This window comes from Halobaculum magnesiiphilum (assembly GCF_019823105.1).
Lineage (GTDB): Archaea > Halobacteriota > Halobacteria > Halobacteriales > Haloferacaceae > Halobaculum > Halobaculum magnesiiphilum.
In genome coordinates this window covers 233,181-260,034 of record NZ_CP081959.1, presented here as the reverse complement: position 1 = coordinate 260,034, position 26,854 = coordinate 233,181, and the positions used below count along the sequence as shown (strand labels likewise).

Sequence of the window (26,854 nt, the reverse complement as noted above, 5' to 3'; positions counted from 1 at the left end):
CTAGGAGCTCTACCAGGTCGATTTCTCTGCTCCTTCGAGAGGCGAACCATAATTCGTTTGAAGGCACTCTGCTAACCCGTCGATTAGATCGCCTTCATCAATGGGCGTGCTCGGAGAGAATGATTCGTCGTGATATCCTCGCGCACATCCGACGTGTAGGGGCGGGCTGTGCAGGCTGTTTTGGCACGTCCAGTGGCACTGATGATCGCGCGACCTCTTATGGCAGCGGAGACCTCCCCGAAGACGAACGTCTGTATGTTCGGTATCCATCGAGGTTAACCGAGACCTGCGAGCCCACCGACTACGCCTACAAATTTCACACTACAAACGACATATGACAGAGCATTCACCAACGGACACGCTCGTTGAACAGATTGAACAACGTCGCCGGCGGATTCCCTTCAGGTATCGGCATCTCGCAGGGTTCACCCTCGTCTGTACGTATATACTGATGTTGCTCGGTGCCTACACGAGTGCGATCGGCGCTGGATTATCCTGTCCGGACTGGCCGACGTGCTACGGGACGGTGGTGCCCTTTCTCCACCCGGAAATTGTCGCGAGTGCGCCCTACACAGCGGTACAGATCTTTGCCGAGTGGGCCCATCGGGGGCTAGCGATGGTGACTGGCTTGTTGATTCTCGGTACCACCCTCGCCGCATGGCGGTCCCACCGTGAGCATCGCCTCGTCGTCTGGTCGGCGACACTGGCGCTGGGTTTCCTTCCGGTACAAGTTGTCCTCGGCGGCCTCACGGTGACGCAGTCGTTGCGACCGGCCATCGTCACGAGCCACCTCGGTGTCGCAATCTTGATCCTGCTGAGTCTCCAGACAACCACGCTGGCAGCGTGGTACGACGCTCGAGAACACCAAAGCCCCCCTCAATAAGCGCGACCCGTTTCGCGAGTACGATCATCATCTATTGGGTACTGAGGCGGCAATTAGAATCCTCGTGCCGTCGGTGTGCCTGCCGGTAATCACGTTTATTACCGGGCAGACCCACCCTTCCGGTAGAACAAAACAATGGGATGCAAGGTCGATTCCCTCATCGAACGCCACGGGCTGACCGTGCCCGACCCGGGGTACGAGTCGGTCGATGAGTATCTCGTGGCGCGATGGACCGGTTCTGACGGTCGCTCTGCAGACGGCTACAAGGCACTCACCGAGTGGTTCAACAAGCGACTCCTGAAACGAATGTACGACGAACACGGTCGAGACACGGTGAGTGTGCATCTCGAACGGGAATACGAGGTTATTAACGGCGACGAAGACATCCAGCGTGACGAACTCGCTGCCGACCTCGCGACGAACGGACTCGATATCGACGAGATCACTGACGAGATGGTCTCTTGGAGTACGATGCGCCATCACCTCAAGGGATGCCTCGACGCCGAGAAGGAGACGGCACCAGCGGAAACCGATTGGGAAGCGAACACCGTCCAGATGGCTCGAGAACGAGCCGCAGACAAAGCGCGATCGGTTCTGTCGTCTCTCACGTCCAAGAGCCGACTCCGTGATGCCGATCGGGCACAGGTAGACGTCCAGGTCAAACTGAGCTGCCCGGATTGTTCGGTCCGGGTGCCGTTCGAAGACGCCGTCGAACGCGGCTACGTCTGCGAGACACACGCCGAGCCGGAGTCCGATGACCCGGTGACGGAACGTATTCGGAACCAGTCGTTGGCGGTTACACTTCCATCTATGGCTGTTGAGGCGCTGGAGACTACTCTCTTCGGAGAACTGTCCCTCATAGAAGCAGCGGTTGTTGCTCTCTAATTATGACGTGGCACCTTTCAATCGGGAATATCGCCGGTATTCGGCAGGGTGAGGCCTATGTCGAGCCGGGCATCAATGCAGTTCGGGCGAGCAATTGGCAGGGGAAGTCGAGTTTCATTGCGGGTATCAAGACGGCGTTCGGAACCGCGACGCCATTGACCGAGGGTCAGTCGTCCGGTCGGGTCGTCTTGCAAACGGACGATGACGAGATCACCGTCGAGTTAGAACGGACCAACGGTTCCGTTTCACGGTCCGGCCAGCCCTATCTGACGGACGAATATGATCGCGTCTGTGCGGAGCTGTTCGCGTTCCTTGATGAAGAGAACGCTATCCGACAGGCTGTGCGAACTGGCGAGAACCTGGAGTCGTTGCTCACCCGGCCCCTAGACTTCGAGAACATCGACGAACAGATCGCGGACCTGCGATCCGAACGCGAACAGGTCGAACGGGAACTCGAACGGGCGGAACAGGCAGCGGACCGTCTTCCACAGCTTCAGCAGCGCGTCACCGGACTCGAAGAGGAACTCGAGGAGTTGCAGGCCGAACGAGAAGAAATCGATGAAACGCCTGCTAGCGAAAGCGATGCTCGCGACCAGCTGAGTGACCTCCGCGCGGAACGCGATCAGTTAACCTCAAAAATCGACCGTCTCGAAACGACCGCCGAGCGCGTTCGCGAGACGCTGTCAGAAAAACGGGCCGAACTCGAGTCGCTCACCGTCCCATCAGATGCTGACGTCGAGGACGAACTCGAAAATCTTCACGCCGATCTTCGTGACATCGAGCGGGATACGGAGCTGTTGCAGTCGGTCTACGAAGCTAACAAACGCGTACTTGACGAGGGGCGTGTCGAATTACTGACCGACGTCTCGCACGATATGCTCGCGGATTCGGTGACGTGTTGGCTCTGCGGGAACGACGCCACACGCGACGGCATTGAGGTACGCCTGTCGGCGGTGGACGATCGCATTTCGGAACTCCGCTCGCAGGCCATCGAGATTCGAGACCGTGTGGAGGACTTGGAAGCGAAACGCGACGAGATTCAGGAAGCACGACGTCGTGAGACTGACCTGACCGATCGTATCGGTGAATTGGAATCCCGCCTCGCAGAGACTGAAGAGGGTCTCGAAACGGCTCGGGAGCGCCGAGAGGAGCTCGACACACGAATCGAGGAACTCGCGGAGGAAGTCGATTCGACCGAAGACCGCATTACAGACCTCGAGAGCGAGATCAAGTATACCGAGGCGGAGCTTTCCGATGCTCGGGAAGATCTGGAGGAAACGGAGACTCACGCGGACCAGCGAGAGATGCTCGAAGCGGAGTACGACTCGTTGACAGACGAAATCACCGACCTTCGGAATCGGAAAGAGGAAATCAAGCGGCGAACGCGCGACGCATTTTCGTCGGCACTCGCTGATCTGCTCGAACAGTTCGACACGGGCTTCGAAACGGCTCGCCTCACGAGCACGTTCGATCTCGTCGTCGCACGCGAGGGACGGGAAGCTCAGTTAGACGCGTTGAGTGAGGGTGAGCGGGAACTTCTTGGTATCGTGGCTGCGGTCGCTGGCCACGAGGCGTTCGAGGTCGGCGATCGCGTGCCGGTGATGCTGCTCGACGGGCTTGGAGGACTCGCTAGTGAGAACCTCCAGATACTCGTCGAATACCTCTCGAATCGGACTGAATACCTCGTCCTTACAGCGTATCCCGAGTATGAGGGATTCGACGGAAACGAACTGTCCCCATCCGACTGGCAAGTCGTGTCGAACGCCTCGGATGTCGGGGCAGCATCGTAGTACACCCTCACTCGTGACTTCTTGAGGTTGCTCGCTCACCAGACATAAGTACCCAATTCCTCTATTGCCACTGAGATGAGCGAGTTTACGGAGGCGCACGAGGAGGGCATCCGTGCATTTACCGAAAGCCTGGAGCACAAGCAAACGGTGTGTAGCAACTGTGGCTTCGAGGATAGCGTCCTTCACAGTGAGTGGGACACCCACGTCGAGACGACGGCAAAATCAGGCCATATCAAATACGAACTCACGTGTCCTGACTGTCAATCGACGGAGGTCGTCGAAATCGATATTTGATGATGTGGGTCCGAGCAGGTTGCGGTCGTCGGTAGACCGTCGAAGAGAAGAGTTGATAACTATCTAGTCCAACTCTCGGACATCGGAATGCCAGGAGAGCAGTTAGAGGCGCTCCTCGAGAATTCAGCGATGCGTGAGGCCCTGTCGACCGTGTTCGAGCGCAGCGAGGAGGGAAACGAAGAAGTGCAATGGGCCGACGTCAGCGATGCGCTGTCGAGCGGTCAATGGGGCCGCTTGATCGAAACAGGCGTGTTAGTTAGTGGTGGAACGGGATTCACTCTGGCGAATCCCGAGCGTGTCCGCCAGACACTTGAGGAGCACGGTCATCGTTCATCCGGAGCAGGAGTAGAGGAAATCGAGTCTGGGTCGTGGGCCTGGTACGACAAAGCAGCTGGGGTGGCAGCACTCGTCCTCTTTGCGGGGTACTGGAACACTGGTATCCGCGACATCATCGCGTCGTTCGACAACATTCTTCTCGCGCCGATCACCGAGCTGCTCCCGTTCTACGCGGTCATCATCGTCCTCGCGATCGTTACCGGGCTGTATTCAACCGTTCTGCAGGCTCGGCTGATGGACCACGAGAAGATGCAGGCGTATCAGGAGCGGATGAAGGACCTGAATGAGCGGAAAGAGGCAGCCAAAGACCGCGGAGACGACGAGGCGCTCGAACAGATCCAGGAGGAACAGATGGAGGCCGCCGGCGACCAGCTGGGTATGTTTAAACTACAATTCCGCCCGATGGTCTGGATTATGCTGTTGACGATCCCCGTGTTCCTCTGGCTCCGCTGGAAGGTTCGTGGTGGTCACCTCGGTGTCGGCGAGACTGGATTGATTGTGCCGCTTGCGGGCGCCGTCTCCTGGCAAGAGCCGTTGCTTGGACCGATGCGGACGTGGATAGTCTGGTATTTCCTCTGTTCGATGGCGTCACGGCAGATCATTCAAAAGACGCTCAATATTCAGACGTCACCATCGACGTCTTCGTGACAACCTCTAAGTGGTTGTTATTGGATCGGACTGATTTGTGCTCTCCGGCTGTGCTGGAGTCCTCATTCAATGAGCACGTTCAGACCATTCGTCCCGCCGGAGATACGTTCGTTCTCCCAGTCGCGACGTTCCCCAAAAAGTCGCCGTGCCTGTGATGTCAACGTATAGCGGTTCGTTCGGTCGTCGAGTTTGCCCTTCTCGACCAATCCTTGTTCGACGAGCGCATCGAGATTTGGGTACAACCGCCCGTGATTGATTTCTGTTTCGTAGTACCCGTCCAGTTCGTCCTTGATTGCCAGGCCGTATGGTTCCTCGATACCGGTGATCACGTACAGGATGTCACGCTGGAAGGCAGTCAATCCGTTCATCGACCCCCAATGAAACCTGCAGGGACGAAATCGTTGTGACATCGAAATCGGTATCACCAGGGACGGACAACGCCCAATCGGCACGTGCGAAGTCAGCGTGCCGTCCCGATGACAGGCAGAGGCACCTGCTCCCGATCCCCCCCCCCGAAATCGGCCCATTACTCACTTCCGACTGTCATCGGGCCTTCTACTTCCGGTCTTTTTTAAGCCTTCGCGAGCTTCGGTGTCGAGGGTTACCGTGAACAGGAACGTCTACCTCAGCTCGTTCGGTCGGATCCGATATGCGCTGTGTCAGCGGTCGCTTCGGTTTGCCTTTCGCAGCAACGGTATTTCGCATCGGTGGTGGATTGCTTGTTACCGGGACTATTGGAATATTTCTCGACGCCGTGCCAAGGAGTCCCGTGTCTGGCTTGGGGATGTAGATCGATCTGGATCTCGAATTCGCGGAGATTATTCCTACGACTGGAGCAATTCTCGGGGATCGCACACAGCACGAATCACCGACGGTGCCAGAAACTCGATCGAGCGAGGATATCTATCACAGCAGTTGCCAACCACAGTTCTCGCATTCTTCGAGTCGCGAATCAGCTTTTTCTCCACATTCGGGGCATTCGTACTCTTGCTTTCCCAGTACCAACCGGTAGAGTGAACGCAGTCTTCCCATAGCGGTGAGGTCCAGAAGCGACGACATAGGCCTTCTGTTACAGCTTGAGACCATCGGTTCGGTCTCGGCGGCGATATGTACCCAGAAAATTGACCGTTCGTGGGCCGTGCTCGGAGCCTCGGTCAACCGGGACTCGTAACAACGCCTAGGTCCCTGTTTTGGCCACCTCATATGCGGCAGAATGCGTTCTCGATCTGGATGTAATCTACCAGCGAAGCATCCCGGGGCTCCGAGACCCTCGGAAAGACCCCTACTCTTCTCTGGTTCGGTAGGGGCCCTCTCTCGAATCACGTGAACCTGAGTCGGCCACGGAAGCGAGAATATATTGTACACGCCCACGAAGAACGAGTATGACGAATCCAGCTGATGTGCCAACTCCACCAGCTGACTTTCCGGACGACCTCGCGGCATTGTTGCAACAGCTTAGTGAACACGACCTTCGAGAAACAATCATTTATGCCCAGGAACTGCTTCAGGCCAACAACGTACCGACGGAGCAGATCGAGCCAGCTCCTGGGGAAGAGATCGTCGAGATGACTGAGCACCCCGGCTATACTGAGGTCGTGAAGCGTCAACCCTGCGGACAGGACTGTCCAGATTGCCCTCACGGTCCCTACGTGTACCACGTCACCAGAGAGCGTCATCCCGATGGAACAGAGAGATTCCATTGGGTGTTCATCGGGCAGCAGGTCTCGGAAACGCCTTAGGTGTTCGATTGACCATCGGATGGTTGGTCGGGGAGTGAGTCATCTGAATCTTGAGATGCATTTCTCCGTCGACGATAGCCGCTGAACCAGCGGGTTATCCGCGACGTGATCCCGAGGTCTCGTTTGGCCATGATGACCGTATGCTTCGCTCGTCGTCCGACCTCTTCAGGAATTGCTCCAAACACAAGTTGCTGAAGAAGACTCTCGCGGGATGCCCCGATTATCGTCACGTCGTGTTCGATAGAGCGCTCTACGATTTCGTCGACGATATCCCCGCTTACGAGTGTCCTCTCCGTCTCGACGCCTTCGAGGACGGCTGTCGTCTTGTTCAGGATCTGTTCTCCGTTCTCATCGTCGATGTCATCCCCATCCGTTACGTAGAGAACCTCGACGTGTGCCTCGTTCGGCACAGCAATCGCGTGGGCGATCTCCGCCGCGAATTCGGCATGGGGTCCACCAGCCGTCGGAACCAAAATCGAATCCACATCCTTGGCCGGTCCAATACGCTCGACGAGAACGTCACACCGAGCCTGAGTCACCACTCGATCGATATTACTTCCGAGCACGATGTCCTGTCGATGCGTCCGTCCACGCCATCCGAGTAACACGAGATCGACGTCGTCCTGCTTGATCGTGTTCAGGATCGCCGTCGCGACGTCGTGTCCGATCCGAATCTTCGCACTTACCGGTATTTCGGGTCGCTCCTCGTTTGCGAAGTCCAGGGCTGTATTGATCACTTCTCGTTCTCCGGAGACGAACTGTCGTCCCTCCGAGAGTGGTGTTTGCGGGGGAACAGTCGTAACGCTCACTACTTCGATATCCGCATTGCGTTCCTCGGCGAGGTCAAACGCCGTGCGCATCAATTGCTCGACGCTCTCGGGATTAGCAATCGGAACGAGAATCCGCTGGTCTCTGTCAGCACGCTCGGTCGCGGGTGCTTTCTCTGACGCGACCGTCGGTGCTTCTTCTTCGAGTTTCTCCTCTTCCTTCCGGTTGGAGTACCCGTAGTAGACGGCGATCCCGATCCCCATCCACACCACAGTAGTAATGAGCGCGATGAAGCCGTGCGAGTCCGCACCCAAGCCGATTTCGAGCCCCAGTGCCGACAGCAGGAACGGTGTGAGTAGAATCTGGAGGACGATGCCGATGAGTGGCGGCCATGGCATATACGGAACCTCGAAGGTGCGCGGGAGGTCCGGGTGGGTCTTGCGCATCTTGATGACCGTCCAGTTGACCTGCACGAACAGCAGAATGAACATAATGTCTGCTGAGGCTGCCACCGATTCGATAGGGAGAGTGACAGCCATCGCAATGATGAGGATTGCCGACAGCAGAATCGCCCAGTGGGGAGTACGTTTCTCGGGATGAATGCGTTCGAAAATCCCTGGCAGTGCTCGATCACGCCCCATCGCGAACGAGACTCGCGATGAAGAGTACACGGTTGCGTTCAGGGCGCTCATCGTCGCTGTGAGACCAGCAACCAGCAACAGTGGAACCCCGTAGGGAACGAACTGGCCCGCGGCCTCGATTATCCCAAGTTCTCCGAGATTCCCCAAGAGCTGCCAAGTCGGGGCATCCGCACCCAGGCCGGCCTGTTCGGCGAGCTCCGGTACAACACTGATGCCACCGATCGCGGCGAACGCGACGAGAATGTAGATGGGGACGACGATGAGTAGCGAGTAGAAAACGGCCTTGGGGATATTTTCGCCCGGGTCAACGACTTCCTCACCGGACTGAACGATGATTTCGTACCCCTCGAAGGCGATGTAGGTGAACCCCATCGCCCCGATGATCCCGATAATTCCATTCGGCGCGAAGCTAGGATGGCTCATAAACTTGGCCGGCCAGTTCGGCGTGTTGACTGTCGCCAGGATACCGAACACGACGAAAATACCGAGAATCACCACCTTGATGCCGGTCACAATCACGCCCGCCTTACCTGTCTCTTCGGCGCCCCGGTAGTTGATGTAGGCGAACAGGCTCACCATCAGCACCGCGAGCACTTTATCGAGCAAGAACCGGTCGATGACGCCGAACAACGCGAATCCCTCGGTGAGGAGTCCGGAGTAGACGATGAATTCAGTAAGAAAAACGCCGAACGTGACGGCGTAGAGTGAGCAGGCGACAGCATGGGCAAACCAGCTCATCCAGCCCGCATAGAATCCGTTTGGATCGACGAGCGCTTCCTTCACCCACAAGTATCCCCCGCCGGCTTCGGGGAAGGCAGCACCGAGTTCTGCATACGAAACAGCTGTGAACAGCGCGACGAAACCATTCAGGAAGAACGCTAGCGTCAGAGCGGGACCGGCAAGGCCGGCCGCAAACCCAGTTAGTGCGAAGACACCAGCGCCGATCATTGCCCCCACACCGATGAACGTGATATCGAATAGGCTCATATCTCGGGACAGTTCCGTCTCGACATCGCCGCCCGATTCCGTCGAGTCGGCTGTCTCCGATACGTCGCTAACGTCAGTCATCTCGTGGGGATTCTCGAACCAGACTGACTAATGTTTCGTTCCATCGCTGGATTCCCTTCCTCACGTCGATACGAAGGCGACACACAAATTATCCCCCGCAGGTACAATCAGGTATGCTGGATTCGATACGCTATCGGTATCATTCGGTTCGACGTCGTATCCGTCGAATCGAGCGCCGGGAAGTGAGGGACCTCCGTCGATGGCTCGAAGATACGGAAAATCTTCTTCACCTCTCGGCACTGGTCATCGTTCCACTTCTCATTGGCGTCGTGACGTGGCTCTCGAACGTCTCGCCCGTCGTCTCTTTTCTAGTGTACCCGCCGCTTGCCTCGGGAACGTACACCTTATTTGCCGATCCCGAGGGCCGCTACTCCACGTCCCGCAAGTTCGTCGGCGGGATGACCGCCGGGGCAGTCTGTGGGTGGATTGCACTCGAGGTGAGTGCACGATTCTGGTATCCAGCTACGCCAGAACAGTTCCAGGTTCAGGCTGGTGCAGCCGTGCTCGGGATCTTTCTCACTGGGATCATGACGTGGGGCCTGTCACTGGAAGAACCAACGGCATTCTCGACAGCCCTTCTCGTGCTCCTCACCGGTGCCGAACAGGTGACCTACGTGGTCGGAATCGCGGTGTCGAGTTTACTTGTCGCCGGCGTATTTCTGGTCTGGCGACGCAATTTCTATCGCGAACGAGCGCGCTACCTGTTTCGATCTACCCAGAATGACGATCAGATTCTCGTCCCTGTTCGCGGTGATGCCGCTGAGTCAGTCGTGTTGTTCGCTGCACGCCTAGCATCTGCTCACGACGCCGGAAAAGTCGTCCTCATGAAAACGGTAAGTTCGGAGACAATCGAGGAAACGGCAGCAGCAATCGAAGATGCTGATAGAGAGGTAATCTCCGAAGACCGCGAAGAGTCATCAGAACCAGTCACTGAGGTAGCTGAAGAGCGCCTCACCGAAGAGCAACTCCACGACCTTGAGCAACTTCAAGACCGAATCACTTCCGTCGTCGACGTGCCCTGCGAGTTCGTTGTCGCCGTCGAGGATGGGTCTGCCGGAGAGACAGTTCTCGCGACAGCAGACGCCGAGAACTGTGATCTGATCGTCAGTCCATACGAAATCGAGGAGGGGGAACCTAGCCCATTCGTACGAACGATTTTGAACGGCACCACAGATGCTGTCGTTTTCCGGTCGTCGAACGGGCGCACAGAATGGGAGCGCATCATGGTGATGGTCCGTGCCTCGGGCGAACTCGCCAATGCGATGCTGGATTTCGCCCACCGGGTCGTCCCCACCGACGGAAGGATAAGTGCGTGTACCTGTGTGTCACGGCAACGTGACCGAAGGATGGCTGAGATAACACTGGAGAATCTAATTGAGTCGTTCCCAGATCCCATCGAGACGCGTATTGCAACTAGTTCAATCGAAGAATTTCTCCAACGAAATGCGTCTCTCTACGATCTAACCGTTATCGGGGCGAGTACTGATCGTGGTGCTGTCTCACGGTTCGTTTCTACACCGACGTTCGAACGGATACAGGCGGTTGACTGTGACCTGGCGATTGTACATCGAGGTTGAACTGGTTCAAAGGGGTCAAGAACCAGCTGTACCACCAGATGGGGGGACAAACCGTGTACTGTAGAAAGAGTTAGGCAGTTTGCGCCATGAATTTGTAACAGCGTCATGTCCCCTGACTCGGACGGCCGTGGGGAACGTGCCTGCGCCCACTGCGGAACACAGATTTCAGCTGATACGGAGTGGTGCCCCTACTGTAAGAGACCGATTATGACTCAACGCACGGCGAAGCTCATTGTTGCCCTTGGAAGTGGATTAACCGTCGTTCTCACGTTTGATGCCGCCTGGGCCACAGTCGTCACTCATGCCCGCGTTCTCCTCATCACCCTCTACATCGTGCTGGCGATGTTGAGTGCTTTTACAACGTTCATGAGTTATGAATTTCTTCGGCGGCGACGCGTGATGTTAGCTGAACAGGGAATCAACCCCCAGCAGTGACAAATCTTGAACAACACACGGGTCAGCAAACCATTATACGGGCGGCGTAGCATATTCGAGTTGCAATGTCCGAGTATTCCACCCCCGAACTGCCGCCACTCCCGTACGATTACGACGCGCTCGAGCCGCATATCTCCGAGCAAGTGCTGACGTGGCACCACGACACCCACCACCAGGGGTACGTGAACGGCCTCGAAAGCGCCGAGGAGACGCTTGCCGAGAACCGCGAGAGCGGCGACTTCGGCTCCTCTGGCGGTGCGATGCGTAGCGTCACCCACAACGGCTGTGGCCACTACCTGCACACGCTGTTCTGGGAGAACATGTCGCCGGACGGCGGCGGCGAGCCCTCCGGTGAACTCCGCGGGCGCATCGAGGAGGATTTCGGTTCCTACGAGGGCTGGAAAGGCGAGTTCGAGGCTGCCGCGAGTGCTGCCGGGGGCTGGGCGCTGCTCGTCTACGACCCTGTCGCGAAGCAGCTCCGCAACCTCGTCGTCGACAAGCACGACCAGGGCGCGCTCTGGGGTGCCCACCCCGTCCTCGCGCTGGACGTCTGGGAGCACTCCTACTACTATGACTACGGCCCGGACCGCGGCTCGTTCATCGACGCCTTCTTTGAGGTTGTCGATTGGAATCACGCCGCCGAGCAGTACCAGAAATCAGTCGACCACTTCGAGTAGCACAGCGCGCTTAGCAGCCACTCTTCGGTCCGGTTAGCCGATGTGGAATAGTACTCCCCTGTCAGACGATCTATTATACTCTCGCTTGGTAGATAGTACGATGAGTGAACCTAACGATCTGCCGCAGATCTGTCCTGAATGTGGGGCGATCGACGCCTACAAGAGACGGTTTACTATCGGCGGGGGCTGGCGGTTCGTCTATCGCTGTTCGAACTGTGGTCGGCGTCACATGCCACAGAAATGAATTAGCTAATTCCAGGCGAAAACGAATACTTGTAATCTGTTTTCAGTCGTGCTTAGTTCTAAGTGCCGGTGGCAATTTGTCGTCTATTATTCTACTAATATAGTATATTTTTGACGATATCCAAATTTAAATACATAACGAGGTGCCATAGGATTCCCAACTGATGCCAGCCCACCTACAACCCCGATCCGATGTCGACGAGATCTTTTTGATGGAGTGTAAAAAAATGAACAACTGTCCAACAAAATGGGGGGCTTAAGCTGGTATTCTGCCCGATATTGGAAATACATAGTTATTACCACTCATCACAAAATACACCACTGCCTCATAAACCGCAACGTGAGTTGGATTGGCCATTGGTGGACTGCAGACTCCTTCATCATCCACCGATGGCTGATGTCTGGAAGGACATTTGTAATCAACTATCAAAAATAAATATTGTTTCCAAATTTAATAGAATGGCTAAATTGCGTCGGATGCCGATGGCGACAGCTAGAAAACCGGAGGAATATTTCGTTATGTATGGGATGAAATTTTGAACCCGAAGTTTTCCCTATGGGATACCAGCATGATCGAGGGGTAAGACTGCTAAAGAGAGGGGGCCGTATGTACCCCTGTATGTCGACGATCATTACCGTGGAAGGAATGTCGTGTGAACAATGTGAGCAGACGGTTGAAGAGGTACTCCAAGATGTCTCCGGCGTGACTGACGTGCCCGTCGATAGGAAGAGCGAACAGGCGAGCGTCGAGGGTGAGGTAGAGGTCACTGCCCTCGTGGAGGCCGTCGAAGACGCAGGGTACACAGCTCACGCCTGAGCCTAGCTATCTGCGGATAGCACGGGCCGCTTCGAGACAACGGCCAACCGCTGTCTTTGAAGCTTGCCCGAGCTGGTCCTACTGTACGGTCACAGGGCCGAAGATTCAGGAAGCCGGCGGATCCACCTCTAAAGAGCATATGATCTATGGACGACCACAAAGAGTCAGCTGAGAGTTCCCCGGGAGGAGAGGACCAGCAAGACACCATCAGTCACCAGCACGAACACGGCGACCACGATGAAGCGATCGCCGAGTCGGACGAGCAACGGGTAGAACAGGAGCTACTGGAGGACGAGGCTCACCCTGCCGCGGCGAGTGTGACGGCGTCCCACGGGCAGCACGAGCACGCCGGACACGGGGGCGAAGGGCACGGCCACGGTTCCCACCAGGGACACGGCGAGGGTCATGGCGGGATGCACGAAGGCCACGAGCAGATGTTCCGGCGGCGTTTCTTCGTCTCGATGCTCCTGTCGATTCCCGTCCTCCTGTACAGCGAAATGTTGCAGGAGTGGCTCGGATTCTCCGTCCCGGCATTCCCGGGGAGCGAATGGATCAACCCCGTCTTCGCGGTCATCGTCTTCGCGTATGGTGGGGTACCGTTCCTCCAGATGGCGGTCCCGGAACTGAAAGACCGGTCGCCGGGGATGATGACGCTGATCTCGATGGCCATCTCGGTCGCGTTCGTCTACAGTCTCGCGAGCGTGGTATTCCCGACGCAGTCGGTGTTCTTCTGGGAGCTCGTCACGCTGATCGACATCATGCTGCTGGGGCACTGGATCGAGATGCGGTCGGTGCGCCGGGCCTCCAGCGCGCTCGACGAACTGGCGAAGCTGATGCCCGACACCGCAGAGCGAATCACTGATGATAGAGAGACCGAGGAGGTCCCCGTCAGTGAACTCTCCGAGGGCGACCTCGTACTCGTCCGGCCGGGCGCGAGCATCCCGGCGGATGGCGTCATCGAGGATGGCGATTCGGACGTCAACGAGTCGATGATCACGGGTGAATCGAAACCGGTTTCGAAGGAGCCCGGCGACGAGGTCATCGGCGGCACCATCAACGGCGACGGCAGTCTCCGTGTCCACGTCGGTGCGACGGGCGAGGAGACGACGCTGGCGGGCATCATGCGGCTCGTCGAGGAAGCCCAGCAAAGCAAGTCGAAGACCCAGGTGCTGGCCGACCGCGCGGCCGGCTGGCTGTTCTACGTCGCGCTCGGGGCGGCAGTCGTGACGGCGATTGCGTGGACACTCACGGTCTCGTTCGACGCGACGGTCATCGAGCGCGTCGTGACGGTACTCGTCATCGCCTGTCCGCACGCCCTCGGGCTCGCAATCCCCCTGGTCGTCGCGATCAACACGTCGCTCGCCGCTCGGAACGGGATGCTCGTTCGCGACCGGATCGCGATGGAGGACGCACGGAATCTGGACGCTATCATCTTCGACAAGACGGGGACGCTCACCGAGGGCGAACACGGCGTCGTGGATATGGCGACCGTCGACGGCGTCGACGAGGACGACGTGCTCGCGCTGGCGGCGGCCGTCGAGAGTGACTCCGAACACATGATCGCGCGAGCCATTCGTGAGGCAGCTGACGAACGTGATCTATCTATTCCCGACGCGACCAATTTCGAGGCGATCAAAGGCCGAGGGGTTCGCGCGACCGTCGACGTCTCCGGCTTCGCCGGAGGCTCGTCGGACGAGTCCGATGGTGGAAACGAAGTGTACGTCGGCGGGCCAAACCTGTTGACCCAACTCGATAGCGAGATCCCCGACCATCTCCAGCACTTCGCGGACGAGGCCGGCCAGAACGCCCAGACGGTGGTGTATCTCGTTCGTGACGGAGAGTTGATCGCCGCGGTTGCGATGGCCGACGTGATCCGTGAGGAGAGTTTCCGCGTCGTTGACGCCCTCCACGATCTGGGCATCGAGGTTGCGATGCTAACTGGCGATTCCCAGGACGTCGCCAACGCTGTCGCCGACGAACTAGGCATCGACACGGTGTTCGCGGAGGTACTCCCCGAAGACAAGGACAAGAAAGTCCAGGAACTCCAGGACCAGGGGAAGCTCGTGGGGATGGTCGGCGACGGTGTGAACGACGCGCCGGCGCTGACACGGGCCGACGTCGGCATCGCCATCGGGAGTGGCACCGACGTTGCGGTCCAGTCGGCGGACGTCATCCTCGTCCAGAACAACCCGATGGACGTCGTTCGGCTCGTGAAACTCAGTAAGGCGAGCTACCGGAAGATGCAAGAGAACATCGTCTGGGCGGCGGGGTACAACGTGTTCGCGATTCCGCTTGCAGCAGGCGTGTTGGCACCGATCGGGATTCTGTTGTCTCCCGCTGTCGGTGCGCTTCTGATGTCGCTGAGTACGGTGATCGTCGCGATTAATGCGCAGTTGCTCCGGCGCGTCGACCTATCCCTCCCCGAGCTCCCAAGTGCGACTCCACCTACTGACGCTCAATCTGCTGACTGAGAAGTGCTTTCTCGTCATTCACGTAAGGCTAAATCTTTCGGATAGATAATTATTTCTGGCACTAGGAGGCCGTTTTTACGACTTAGAAGATACCCAAAATGAATCCCGTACCCATCACGATGAGGATCGTCGCCGTGAATGCTGGCAGGTACTCGGCGTAGTCTTCAAGCCGATCCTCGTAACGCTGGTAGCCAGCCACGAGTACCAGCGTCACACCGACGAGTGACGTAATGACGGCCAGCGAGTAGATGAGCATCAGTTCGAGGCAATAGGTCGAGCCGGTGCAGATCGCAATAATATCGAACTCCTCGTTGTGGGTGAATCCGAGGGCGAACGCGAGGGCTGCCATGCCGTAGAGCCCGCGATCTGGCGTCTCGTCGAGGTGATCGTGAGAGTGTGAATGGTCGGACTGGCCGGCAAACGGGACGGCCCGCCGAACTCGAGCGATCCACCCCTGATTATCGTCGGTGCTGTGGGAATGATCGTGACTGTGGTGGGCGTGATCTTGATCGTGGCCGTCGTGCTCGTGATGGTCACCGTGGTCGTCATCGTCATCCGGCGCGGTGTGATCATGTCCATTGAAGTATTGCCAGATCCCGAGGGCAATGAGTAACGCTCCAGCGACGTAGTTCATCCAGCTGATCTGGGTGAGGTCGAAGTACGAGAGCGCCCAGAAGTACACGACTACCATCGCGATACTACTGATGAGATGTCCGATCCCGAGAATGAGGCTCGATGCGGCGCCGTAGAACCATTTGTTCTGTTTGTCGAGCGCGTAACTCGCTGCAATCGCCCATCCGTGGCCCGGGGCGAGCCCGTGAGTGAGACCGAGAGCACTTGCCCCGAGTGCGAGTCCGAGAATTCCGTTTGCCATCTACTCGATAGCAGAATGAGATCGCTTATACCGGTTGTTATGACCCGATTCGGGAGTTCGTAATAATGACACTCTTGAGGAGCGCCGTCTATGGCTTAGATATGAGAACGAGTTTGAACATTCCGCAAGAGGTTCTCGAATCGTTCGATACGACGTGGCAAGACGAAGGATTGGAATCACGCTCCCGTGCCGTCCGCGAGGCGATTCACGAATACATCGAGCGCCACACAGAGCTCGAAGGGTTAGAAGGTCCTGCCGTCGCGGCGCTGGCGTTCGATTATGAGCACACACTCGTCATCGGCGAACTCCATACCGTCCAGCACGAATTCGAGGATGTCATCGGCACCACACAACACATGCACCACGGGGAGTGGTGTCTCGAGACGGTTTTCTGTCAGGGATCCGCAGCTCGAATCCGGGAGTTGGTGTACCGACTCCGTGATTTCGATGCCGTCGGCCGCGTGAACGTCATGTTCCTCCAACCGGAACTCTCCACGGAATAGAGCGACTGAGTCGTCTGCTCCAATCAGCACTCCTATCGATACGTGTCTCTCATATGCGCACGTTGCGATGGACTGTCTCCGACGACCGCGTAAGGTGGAGACAATGTTGTCTTCTGCTGTATGGGATATCGGGATGTCTATCTCGTCCTTGGTGATGAGGAGACGGAGAGTCAATAGATGCGTATGACACACGAGGCGATGCATCACCGGCGCTACAGAGATTCGGCGCGATGGAGACTCTACTGGATCGGGGACCGGGTTATGTGTTTTAGTTCAGGGAGAGAGCCTGCAGTTTGCCGTATCGAGGGTTGTTCATGCGGGAGAGGTGGTTGATTCATCAGCGTCTTTCCACTCTCCGAGCCCTGCCGGATCCAGGTGGACGTGGACATCAGCGACTGGCTCGATTTCACGGACGCGCCGGCGGAGTTCTGATTCAACGTCATGTGCTTCGACCACCGATAGTTCTTGATCGACTTCGGCGTGAAACTCGACTTCGATCATGTGCCCAGAGTAGTACGCGACAAAATCGTGAATACCATGAACAGCAGAGTGTTCCCGGATGCGCTCCTTGATCTCTTCCTGTTCTGATTCCGGAGGAGCGCTATCGGCGAGATACTGAATATTCTCTCGCGAGATATCTACGCCTTGGTGGATAACGAGTAGACTCACGATGCCGCCTGCAATCGGGTCAAAAACTGGGTAACCAACTGCCATACCGAGGACACCCACCAGAGCCGCACCAGTCGTATAGAGATCGTTAAGACTGTCCGCAGCAAGCGCGCGGAGGCTCGGGAGCTGGAGTTCCTGATTCTTGTATTGGGTATACCAGTAACAGACGTACATATCACCGAGTGCAAACAGGAGCCCGATAATAAGCCAAATACTGTACTCAGCGGTCACTCCAGTTAGAATTGAGTGACCCGCATCGTACAGCAGTTTGAGTCCGAGGAGAACGAGCATGCCACCGACGAAGAGCGCGGAGAGGGGTTCGAATCGGTTGTGTCCGTGGGGGTGTGACTGGTCTGCATCCTCATAGACGGACTGGCCCCAGATCAAGACGACACCGCTTGCAAGGAGGTCTGCAACGGAGTGCGCTGCGTCGGCAGTAAGGGCGAGACTTCCTGTGAGGATCCCGAGTGCCCCCTCGACACCAATTTTGAGAGCATTTAACAGAACATTTGCCCAAGAGACTTTGAGAAAGGCTACACGTGAATCCGCCATAATATAGCGATACTGCTACATCCACATAAGAGGCCTCATTAGGCGCGTATAATCGAGTTTTTGATTCAATCTAAACTTTTCACGGTGCGTTGAGAGTCAACGGGTAACCAAGAGGCTCTTTATATAACTGTACCTACCTATGCAATAGATAGTTGACCCAACGTATCCTAACCCGAGCCCACTAGGACCTCGAGCGACTGCACCGCTCTCTCCGAACAGCATTAATATCGATGCATCTGTACCCCCAGTAATGGCCGTTCGACTGAGGTCGGTATCCACGTTCCGCGGTCGAGGCTGTACCTCTTCTCACCGGTGGTGATCAGCTATGTCTCCATCTTATTCATCACCTGCCACGTGCGCGCTCTGTGGTGGTGCTGTCCCCAATGACCGAGTCGCGGATGAAGACGGCGGCGTCTACTGTTCTACCGGGTGTCAGGACGTCCAGCGCGTCCTCGGTGACGAGGAGCATTCCAGTCGCCCGGAGACGACACACGGACCCACGGCCGGGCCCGGTGCTGACGATGACGCTGATGAACGCGAAACAGACACCCACGGAGAGCGGGCCGAGTCACGGGTATTTCTCCACGTAGAGGGGATGCACTGTGCGACGTGTGAAACCTATCTGGAGTCGATTGCCGAAGACTGTACGGGAGTTACTGACGCTACAGCGAGCTACGTAACCGAGACGATTCGCGTTGAGTACGATCCCACGAGCATCTCGGCGGATGCTCTCTGTGACGCGCTTAGTCCGCTGGGCTATACGGCAACGCGTCGTGACGGTGGCAGTGATGGTCCGACGACTGTCGTCGGCCAGTCGCGGCGGCAAGACGAGACGGGTGGCCGAGACATCGACGAGGTGCTCGGGTTTCGCTACGCTGCGGGCGTTATTTTCGGGACGTTCATGCTCCTGCCGTACGCGGTGCTCCTCTATCCAGCGCAGCTCTCGTCGTTCTTCGGCGATGGGACGCTGGACATGTACGCGAGTGCGTCCGGGATTGGCGGTGGAGATGGCCTGTTGATCCTGCCGCTCTTTCTTGTCCTGACGGGTGTGGTCCTAGTGTTCACCGGCCTTCCGCTCTTACAGGGTGCGTATGTCAGTCTGAAGATGCGACAGCCGAATACGGATCTGCTCGTCGCACTCCCCGTCGTGAGTGCCTACGTGTACAGCACGATCGCGTTTCTCCTCGGGCGGATCGACGTCTTCTACGACCTGACGATCGTGGTTGCCGCGAGTGTGGTCGCTGCGATCTTCTACGAATCACTGAGCAAGCAGCGGGCGATGGACTGCCTGACGGACCTCACCATCTCGCGGGTTACTGACGCCCGACGATATGACGCCGATGGGACCACGACGACGGTCGACGTGAATGACCTCGAACCAGGAGAGAGCGTGCTCGTCCGTGAGGGCGAACGTATCCCGGTCGATGGAGTCCTTGCCGAGGGCGAGTGTACGGTCGACGAGGCGGTTGTGACGGGCGAATCGCTCCCGGTGCTGAAGCGAGCGGGTGACGACCTCGTCGGCGGCGCGGTCGTCACGAACGGCGCCGCTGTCCTCACGGTGAGTGACAGTGCATCCAGCAGTATCGACCGACTCATCACGTCGGTCTGGAATCTCCAGAGTGGGGACCACGGCGTCCAGCGACAGGCCGACCGGTTCGCGTCGTTCGTCATTCCAGTCGTCGTGGGTGGGGCTGTTCTCGCCGGCGGCTGGTCACTCGTGGTGGGGGCTGGCGTCCTGCTCGCCGTCCTGACGGCGTTGTCAGTGCTCTTGGTCGGGTGTCCATGGGCACTCGGGCTCGCGACGCCCCTCTCCGTCGCAACGAGTATCGAGGAGGCAGTAGACCGCGGCATCGTCGTGTTCGACGAAACTGTCTTCGAGCGCCTTCGGAACGTCGACGTCGTCGTCTTCGACAAGACCGGTACCATCACGACCGGTCGGATGGAGGTTCTTGAGGCGGATGCACCGGCAGATCTGTTGGCCGCCGTCGCAGACCTGGAGCAGCGAGCATCGCACCCGGCGGCGGACGCGATCGTGACCGCATTCGCTCAAGAGGGGCAAGCTGGCGAGGGTCCCAGAGCCGATGGTGGGGTCGCGAATGAAGACGACCGCGAGCGAGCACGTAACATCTCCGAGTTCACGAGCCACGCGACCGGCGTCGAAGGGGTTGTTGACGACACGCGAGTTCTCGCGGGCAATCTCGATCTCTTTGCGGATCTAGAGTGGTCGGTGAGCGATGCCCTCGAAACTCGGGTGACAGCGGCCCGTGACGTCGGGCAGCTTCCGGTTATCGTCGGTCGTGATGGTCGTGCGGAGGGTGTCATCGTCGTGGGCGACGAGCCACGAGCGGGCTGGGACGACACGCTCATGCAGTTGAGTGCCCGTGATATGGAGATCGTCGTCCTGACTGGCGATGACGAGGCCGCCACTGACTTCCTCGGCACTCACCCCGGAGTCGACCACGTGTTTGCAGGGGTTCCGCCGGCGGGCAAGACTGCGACGATTCGGCGGCTACAGTCTCAGGGACAGGTCGCGATGGTCGGTGATGGAACGAACGATGCCCCGGCGCTCGCGACGGCCGATCTGGGTATCTCGCTCGGCGGTGGGACCGCGCTCGCGTCCGATGCCGCGGATATTTCTATCGTCGATGACGACCTTGCGGCGGTCGAGACGACGTTCGACCTCGCAGATGCAGCACGTCGGCGTGTCAAACAGAACAATGGGCTATCGCTGCTCTATAATGGGATCACGATCCCCCTTGCGGCGGCGGGGTTGCTGAATCCAGTGTTCGCGATGGGAGCGGTCGTGGTGACTGGCGGTCTTCTCGCGGCGAATTCGTTTCGAGACCTGCTTAACGAGTAGCGGCTCCAACCCCGCGAAGCGGCAGATACCTGCTGTGATCGGATGAAGACGGCCTTCGTGGTTTATTCGAGAAATTCGAAGGCACGGAGGCCCGTGTGCCCGACCGTAAAGCCTGCGACGATGATGCCTCCAGAGAGGATCTGGTAGAACGGGGTCGACGGGAGAATGCCGGTTCCGAGTGTGCCGACAACGATCAGTACCGCTGCTAGTCCCAAAAACACGTACTGTCGACTTTTCCCTTCCCATCTTGAGACGTTCGCTCAAACCGCGTTCTCACGGCAGATTCGGCATTTCAGTCGGCTGGGATGATGGCAGCCGATTGCTCGGGCTGTCGGGCTGTTTGGACCGAGTAGAGCAGACTGCCAGTAAACAAGAGGAGACTTCCGACGATGAATACCGCACTGAGCGGCGAAGCGGAATCGACGAATACCCAGTAGAGCGGGGCAGCAATCGATGGCCCGGCAGCGAGCACCGCGATCTTCGCGACGAGTGGCCCGCAGCACCCACAGGTACACGTCCCGACGATTGCAGCACTCCCGGCGGTCCCTTCGGTCATACCAGCCCGTTCCTCAACGCGCCAGTGACGCGCGATGAGAGCGGCGTTCAACCCGATGAGAGCGCTCAGCATCCCGACGACGATGACCTGGCCAGGTGACAAGGCCAGGAAGAACGGGATGTGTACGAACGGGAGATGCGGAATCGCGATTTCGAGGGTGGGCCACGATACCAGCTGATAGATTGCGGGCAGAACGACGACCGTCACCTCCTCGGGGAAGCCTTCTTCGGGGAAAAACGAGAGGTAGCCCGTCACGGTAACAAAAAAGAATGCTAATACGACACCGACGCCGATGCCGAAGCGACGCGCAACCGGATCACGCATAACTGCGCGAATGACACCCCCTGCGTCCTTCCAGATGACATAGCCGATCAGAATTGGCGTGCCGAGGACGATAGCGTACCCAAGTGGATGTGTATCCCTTGCCAATTCTGGGAGAAGGTAGGGGTACGAGATCCACAATCCCATGAGGATGCCGAGGAACGTGTACCGTGGGCGGGATGGCCAGCGCAGCCACCCAATGACGAAGCTCGCGACCATGATGCCCAAGCCACTCAGCAGGGCCAGTGGCTGATACCACGCTCGGGGGAACGGCATCGAACTCGCAGTGTACGTCGGATCCGGGGAGAGCCCCTCGAAGAGAACGGCTCCAAGCGCAGTGATAGCTATCCCGACGAATACGCCGTACAGAGCGGTTGTCGGCGTGATACGATCTGTCCGTTTGAGAAGGATAAACCCGCCGAGGATGGCGGCACCGACCAGTGCCAAGATGAGTCCGTGTCCTTGCGAGAGTCCACCGCTTCCGGTTGTACCGTGGGCGGATGCGACGGGAATCTGAGTGAGCGTAACAATCGCGGCGAGAAGTATAGAGAGTGGCCGAACAGACCCTCCGATTTGAGGGGTCTGTCCACGGGAGGAACCCTCCCGTGGTTGAGGCTCTTCCGGTGACATTATTCGGTCTTGGACAGGGAGCCACTTCTACCTGACTGATTCGAGAGAGCCACTCGGAGAGATATGCGTCACCCCATAGACGACGGTGTGCCACTTCTGTGGAGCCCCATGAGAAACATACGCCACCGGATGCTATACCGTCGTCACGTTCTACCACTAGTCCGACCCACCTACTATGGATCCCCGGCACGTATCTCCGTTCGACAGGTATGGTCCAGCTGAGTCCGTGGCTGTGGGCGGTCATTCTGGTCGTCGGGGTCTTCGCTGCTCACTGGGGTGCCGAACAACTTTCGCATCCAATTAAGAAGCTCCGCCGACAGTTGGGATTGACCGCGGTCGCAGGTGGTGCCCTCGTCGGGATCGCTGCCGCCGGCTCCGAAATCGGCATCAACGTCACGAGTGCCTATCGCGGTGTCTCCGACATCGGGCTGGGAATGATGCTCGGGTCGAACATCGTCTCCATTCCACTCATCGTTACTATCGCCTACGTCGCCTCGCGGAAGCGAGACCTCGGCGGCGAAACGGAGGGGCAAGATACACGTCGCGACGGTGGACAGGGAAGCACGTCGTCTGGCGGTCAAACAGCGACGCACGGTCGCCACCGCCAGGAGAATCTCCTTCGGATTCAGAAGGAGGCCGTTACCGTCCTGATACTGCCGTATCTCGGCATCCTCGGTCTGGTCGCCGTCCTCACGCTGCCGGAATCCGGGCGGGGACTCCAGCCCATCGATGGGTGGATTATGGGGGCAGCCTACCTCGCATATCTGGGCCAGGCGTTCTTCAGGGGTCGCTCCGAGTCGGAGGACGTGCAGTGGACCAAGAAAGAACTCGGCCTCGCCGGTGCCGGGCTGGTCGTCCTCGCGTCGGGAGCGTACGGTATCGTTCTCTCGACGGAGAACATCGTGGCTGCACTCGGGATCTCGAGGCTCGTGGGCGGGTTATTCGTGACGGCGATCGTAACAGCGATCCCCGAGATGTTCGCGACGTGGAGCGTCGTCAGAAGCGGTCAGGTCACCGCCGGGACGACGAGCGTTATCGGTGACAACGCGGTCACGATGACCGTAGCGTTCGTGCCGCTCGCACTCGTCACGGTTCCGATCGAGGACTTTCAACTCTATTGGGTGAATCTGTTATTCGTGGCGCTGATGCCGGCCGTGTACGCGGGGCTGACCCACTGGGGAGCGACCGAACACGGGTTCACACACTGGCAGGTCTTGCTGTTCGATGCCTTTTACTTCCTATGTATCGGCGTGATGGCCCTCAGTGTATTAAATCTCTTCTAGTACTTGCTTGTCATCCCGAAATCGTTAATCTCCAGAAGATACGGTGGAGTTCCGATTCGGTCCCCAAATACTGGAAATTGGCGACGTTTGTTTTGCCGTATTCCGCTTCGTTCTACGTATGTACGCCTGGTGTCGGCTGTCCCGCATCTCTTCACTCAAACTCACCGTAGTCTCCTCCGTATTTGATAAAGAAGTAAGCAAGGCCGAGCACTGCGCTCATCGCACCCGCTGCGACGATTCCGAGCGTCTTTGCGCTATCCGGGAGAGTGGGTGCACCACCACCGCCACCACCATCACCGCCACCGCCCCCGCCGACAGTTACTGTCCCCGTCATGCCCGCAGATTCGTGGGGAATGCAGAAATACCCGTATTCTCCTTCCGTCTCGAACGTATGCTCGTACGTTCCATCACCTCCAATACTGCCATCCGGATACGCATCACGAGCTGATGATTCGCTGTCAAAGTCACCGCTCGCAAAATACTCCGCGTCGTCGGGAATTTCGTCTTCATAGGCCGTGACACTATGTTCGATGGATCCAACATTCTCCCAAGTGACTGTCGTCCCCGGATCGACCTGCGCCTCGGCGGGGACGAATTCGAGGTTGTCGTTCATGTCAATCGTTGTTTCCTGGGCGGCAGCTTCGGTTGAAGCCGCCGTTACCGTTGCAGTTCCCCCAACAGCTGCCCGAAGTACCCCCCGCCGTGATACAGGATGGTTCTCCTGCTCCTCGGTCATAGACACCACTACGCACGATGCGTCAATAGTGAATGTGGTACATACGTCGAAATCCGTGTTTCAGCCTTACTTCAATGTGAACGTGGCACTGTCTAGTTTAGGACCTCCTCGACCGATGTTCGATCAGCAAGCGATTGGTGCGGTCTGAGATGGTTATAATAATGTGCAAACAGAGCAATCTATTGTCGAACGCTCCGCCGACTGCCCACCCACGAAGTATGGAAATAGTCGAGGCGCATTTTCAGCGTGTGGAACCATTTTTCGATGAGTTTTCGGTCGGTATAGTCCACCTGACTGTTCAATCCTATTCGAACAAGGGCAGTCCGATATCCGAACTGATCAACGAGAAACGTCGTGTCTGAGAAATCGCGTTTCTCACGAAGTCCAGACAGGAACGCAGCCGCTGGATCGGTGCCATGGCGTCCGAACAACGCCACGTCAAGAATGAGTTTCGTGTCGAGGTCTATTGCAGCGTATAATCAAGACCACTCACCGTTAATTTTGACAGCGGTTTTGTCGACGGCGACCCGCTTCGGCTGCGCCTCAGGCGGGTCGGGAACGCTGTCAGCCAGCCTATGTACCCACTGCCAAACAGCTTTATTAGAGCGTTCAACACCTAATTCAGAGAGAATCATTGTTGTCTCTCTAAGTGAACAACCGGTCGAGTGAAGCCGGACGGCGAACACTCCCGAGTTTCTTCTAAATCCGCCGCAAAGCATTCGCTGAGCGGGTCTGCGAGCATCTTGACCAACTAACTCAACGACCTGCTCACTTCTCAAACTGGCTTAATTAGACAGTGACGAATTCAGTAAATATCTGAAGAACTGAAGGTCGAGACTACTCCAAATAGATAGAGATGAGCGTAAACAGGGCGAATCCTCCCACGAGTGCGACGGCAGCCAGACGGGCCTCACCTTCATTGTGTGCCTCGGGAATGATCTCCTCGACGGCAACCGTGAGCAGGATTCCGGCCGTAAAGGCGAGCAGTCCGAACTTGACGATCGCAGGTTGACCACGGACGAGCCAGTACCCGACGGTGACACCGAGAAAGATTGGAAGTGCGAACGAGAGGGATAACAGTAGCCGTGTTCGCCGCGGGATGCCCTTCGATTTGAAGGTGGCAATCGTGGCGAAGCCCTCTGGAATGTCGGCAGGAACCTGACCGAGTGCGAGGAGGAGTCCAAGACCTAGCGAAATCGTCGACCCGGCTCCGATCATCACGCCGTCGCTAAAGAGATCGACGGCGACGCCGGCGAAAATACCCCAGGCACCTGACTTTGCACGTCCCCCGCCGGTTCGAGCGGCGATGAGGTCTGTGAGACTGTCAAGACCGATCGAGAAGAATCCTCCCGCGAGGAAAACGACGAGCACGAGCCACGGCGGGTCGGCTTCCAACGTCGTCGGAAGCAGCTCGATACCGACGACAGCGAGGATAATGCCCGCCGCAACGTGGAGCGCTAAGCTGAGTGTATCGCCGGAGATCTCGAACCGTTCGGCGACGAGCCCACCGGAGATGTTCCCAAGGGCCGGCATCGAACTCAATAGGAGCGCTGTCAGATAGCTGGTGGCCACGCTATTGACCTACCCATAATTCGGGTTTGACTCGGAAAGCCCTTACTCCGCTATCGAGGATTTTAGCAGTATCCCGTCCCGTAGCGCGAAAATCTACCCTCTCTCCGTGAGGACTCCTCCAGACCCCTGGTCTATCTGCGGTCACTCTCGGAAGAGTGCAAACGGATCTCCGTAAGAAATCGTGTTTGTACTTGCCCCCTTGTACTCGACGGAACCTACGAGTTGACGGACAATTTGGCCGTTCCGTCACTTATTACGGAGTGTACAACGCTGTTCAGTTCGGCGGCGCGTATCTTGGTGCAACCAGGATACTCTGAACCAATTACGACTCGCCCAGAAACACCAGGAGATGAATATGCTTGAGAAACCAGAGCGGTAATATCACGCCGATCCCGACGCCAAAGAGTGGGCTATTCGAGGCGAGCCACACCACCTGTGCGAGAACCGTACCAAGCAGTACCACGCTATTGTACGCGATTCCATTAATCAGAATGTCTCCCGGTGTCTGTGGCCGTGGCCACTGTACGAGACTGTAATCACTCTTCGATGTTCGACTCGCGCTGAGTGCAATTATGAGTCCGGCCAATCCACTCCCAAACCACCCAAGGAGCACTATCGGGAGTGAAAACAAGCTGACTCCCAACACCAGACCGGCTCCGACCGGAAACATGATAACGACGAGTTCGACAACGGTGCATCGAGTAAGGTTAGTTCGCAAAGAAGTTAGCATATTCTTGACCCAAATCTGTACATCGGTCAACCAACCATTTCACTTCGTTCTTGGGAGACTTTTCTTCTCCTCGTCGGTGACCGGTCGAGAATACTCCGTCGAGGATTTGAACCTCGGTCCTCGGCGTGAGATGCCGAGATGATTGGCCGAGCTACACCAATGGAGCATTTTGAGCTCACTGGCCAATCCAGTTAAACCCACTCACTTCACGACATCGAATCCGACGACGCAGACGACTATCTGGTGTCTGCAGAGGAAACCACCCAATGTTTGATGAGTTCGTTTACGTTGTAGAA

General features: G+C 57.5%; 21 protein-coding genes, 1 tRNA gene and 1 pseudogene. 14 read left to right on the top strand and 9 right to left on the bottom strand.

Translation table 11 applies throughout. From position 1 onward, the window contains the following. Positions 1-334 precede the first annotated feature (334 nt). From K6T50_RS16525 to K6T50_RS16505, 5 genes are all read left to right on the top strand, one after another. The gene (locus K6T50_RS16525) at positions 335-883 is read left to right on the top strand and encodes a COX15/CtaA family protein (protein WP_222609025.1); all 549 of its coding nucleotides are present in this window, start codon (positions 335-337) and stop codon (positions 881-883) included. Positions 884-1,018: 135 nt separating this feature from the next. Further along, entirely contained in the window at positions 1,019-1,768 is a 750-nt protein-coding gene (gene rdfA / locus K6T50_RS16520; RefSeq protein ID WP_222609024.1) for a rod-determining factor RdfA, read from the top strand. A 2-nt stretch (positions 1,769-1,770) separates the two neighbouring features. Further along, positions 1,771-3,558, top strand: coding sequence for an archaea-specific SMC-related protein (locus K6T50_RS16515; RefSeq protein ID WP_222609023.1), 1,788 nt, complete (start codon positions 1,771-1,773; stop codon positions 3,556-3,558). Between the two features lie 75 nt (positions 3,559-3,633). Continuing rightward, positions 3,634-3,852, top strand: a complete 219-nt coding sequence (locus tag K6T50_RS16510; RefSeq protein ID WP_222609022.1) for a hypothetical protein — start codon at positions 3,634-3,636, stop codon at positions 3,850-3,852. 87 nt (positions 3,853-3,939) lie between these two features. Next, a complete protein-coding gene (locus K6T50_RS16505) occupies positions 3,940-4,836 on the top strand; it encodes a DUF106 domain-containing protein (protein WP_222609021.1) in 897 nt (298 codons plus the stop codon). Positions 4,837-4,898: 62 nt separating this feature from the next. Here K6T50_RS16505 and K6T50_RS16500 read toward each other — a convergent pair whose 3' ends face one another. Continuing rightward, positions 4,899-5,204, bottom strand: coding sequence for a helix-turn-helix transcriptional regulator (locus K6T50_RS16500; RefSeq protein WP_222609020.1), 306 nt, complete (start codon positions 5,202-5,204; stop codon positions 4,899-4,901). A 1,014-nt stretch (positions 5,205-6,218) separates the two neighbouring features. Here K6T50_RS16500 and K6T50_RS16495 point away from each other — a divergent pair. After that, positions 6,219-6,575: a hypothetical protein gene (locus K6T50_RS16495; protein ID WP_222609019.1), complete on the top strand. Its 357-nt coding sequence runs from the start codon at positions 6,219-6,221 to the stop codon at positions 6,573-6,575. Here K6T50_RS16495 and K6T50_RS16490 read toward each other — a convergent pair. Further along, entirely contained in the window at positions 6,572-9,052 is a 2,481-nt protein-coding gene (locus K6T50_RS16490; protein WP_225935439.1) for an amino acid permease, read from the bottom strand. The two genes, K6T50_RS16495 and K6T50_RS16490, sit on opposite strands and share 4 nt — an antisense overlap. Positions 9,053-9,165: 113 nt before the next feature. On the opposite strand from K6T50_RS16490, the gene K6T50_RS16485 reads away from it, so the two are divergent. The 5 genes from K6T50_RS16485 to K6T50_RS16465 all read left to right on the top strand — a co-directional run bounded on the left by K6T50_RS16485 (position 9,166) and on the right by K6T50_RS16465 (position 15,272). Continuing rightward, entirely contained in the window at positions 9,166-10,629 is a 1,464-nt protein-coding gene (locus K6T50_RS16485) for an HPP family protein (RefSeq protein ID WP_222609018.1), read from the top strand. A gap of 207 nt (positions 10,630-10,836) precedes the next feature. Beyond that, positions 10,837-11,064, top strand: coding sequence for a hypothetical protein (locus K6T50_RS16480; RefSeq protein ID WP_222609017.1), 228 nt, complete (start codon positions 10,837-10,839; stop codon positions 11,062-11,064). Positions 11,065-11,129: 65 nt separating this feature from the next. Next, positions 11,130-11,741: a superoxide dismutase gene (gene sod / locus K6T50_RS16475; RefSeq protein WP_222609016.1), complete on the top strand. Its 612-nt coding sequence runs from the start codon at positions 11,130-11,132 to the stop codon at positions 11,739-11,741. Positions 11,742-12,603: 862 nt separating this feature from the next. After that, positions 12,604-12,801 carry a heavy-metal-associated domain-containing protein gene (locus tag K6T50_RS16470; protein WP_222609015.1) on the top strand — a complete coding sequence of 66 codons (198 nt, stop codon included), beginning with the start codon at positions 12,604-12,606 and terminating at the stop codon, positions 12,799-12,801. 146 nt (positions 12,802-12,947) lie between these two features. Further along, a complete protein-coding gene (locus tag K6T50_RS16465) occupies positions 12,948-15,272 on the top strand; it encodes a heavy metal translocating P-type ATPase (protein ID WP_222609014.1) in 2,325 nt (774 codons plus the stop codon). Positions 15,273-15,354: 82 nt separating this feature from the next. On the opposite strand, the gene K6T50_RS16460 is transcribed toward K6T50_RS16465, so the two are convergent. After that, the gene (locus K6T50_RS16460; RefSeq protein ID WP_137685076.1) at positions 15,355-16,146 is read right to left on the bottom strand and encodes a HoxN/HupN/NixA family nickel/cobalt transporter; all 792 of its coding nucleotides are present in this window, start codon (positions 16,144-16,146) and stop codon (positions 15,355-15,357) included. A gap of 101 nt (positions 16,147-16,247) precedes the next feature. Between K6T50_RS16460 and K6T50_RS16455 the strand changes: the two genes are divergently transcribed. Beyond that, positions 16,248-16,649 carry a CopG family ribbon-helix-helix protein gene (locus K6T50_RS16455; protein WP_137685077.1) on the top strand — a complete coding sequence of 134 codons (402 nt, stop codon included), beginning with the start codon at positions 16,248-16,250 and terminating at the stop codon, positions 16,647-16,649. A gap of 312 nt (positions 16,650-16,961) precedes the next feature. On the opposite strand, the gene K6T50_RS16450 is transcribed toward K6T50_RS16455, so the two are convergent. Then, on the bottom strand, positions 16,962-17,870 hold the full coding sequence (locus K6T50_RS16450; protein WP_137685078.1) for a cation diffusion facilitator family transporter: 909 nt from the start codon (positions 17,868-17,870) through the stop codon (positions 16,962-16,964). A gap of 325 nt (positions 17,871-18,195) precedes the next feature. Between K6T50_RS16450 and K6T50_RS16445 the strand changes: the two genes are divergently transcribed. Further along, entirely contained in the window at positions 18,196-20,730 is a 2,535-nt protein-coding gene (locus K6T50_RS16445; protein ID WP_222609013.1) for a heavy metal translocating P-type ATPase, read from the top strand. Between the two features lie 292 nt (positions 20,731-21,022). On the opposite strand, the gene K6T50_RS16440 is transcribed toward K6T50_RS16445, so the two are convergent. Next, entirely contained in the window at positions 21,023-22,054 is a 1,032-nt protein-coding gene (locus K6T50_RS16440; RefSeq protein WP_225935438.1) for a hypothetical protein, read from the bottom strand. A 392-nt stretch (positions 22,055-22,446) separates the two neighbouring features. Here K6T50_RS16440 and K6T50_RS16435 point away from each other — a divergent pair, with 392 nt between their 5' ends. Further along, a complete protein-coding gene (locus tag K6T50_RS16435; protein ID WP_321170125.1) occupies positions 22,447-23,520 on the top strand; it encodes a sodium:calcium antiporter in 1,074 nt (357 codons plus the stop codon). Between the two features lie 151 nt (positions 23,521-23,671). Here the strand turns inward: K6T50_RS16435 and K6T50_RS16430 are convergent, their stop codons facing one another. The 4 genes and pseudogenes from K6T50_RS16430 to K6T50_RS16415 form a co-directional block, all read right to left on the bottom strand. Continuing rightward, positions 23,672-24,256, bottom strand: coding sequence for a plastocyanin/azurin family copper-binding protein (locus K6T50_RS16430; RefSeq protein WP_137685081.1), 585 nt, complete (start codon positions 24,254-24,256; stop codon positions 23,672-23,674). 92 nt (positions 24,257-24,348) lie between these two features. Further along, positions 24,349-24,998: pseudogene (locus K6T50_RS16425) on the bottom strand (IS6 family transposase). A 95-nt stretch (positions 24,999-25,093) separates the two neighbouring features. After that, complete coding sequence (locus K6T50_RS16420) at positions 25,094-25,828, bottom strand: ZIP family metal transporter (protein ID WP_225935437.1); 735 nt, start codon at positions 25,826-25,828, stop codon at positions 25,094-25,096. Between the two features lie 821 nt (positions 25,829-26,649). Further along, a tRNA-Glu gene (locus K6T50_RS16415) sits at positions 26,650-26,724 on the bottom strand. Positions 26,725-26,854: the final 130 nt, after the last annotated feature.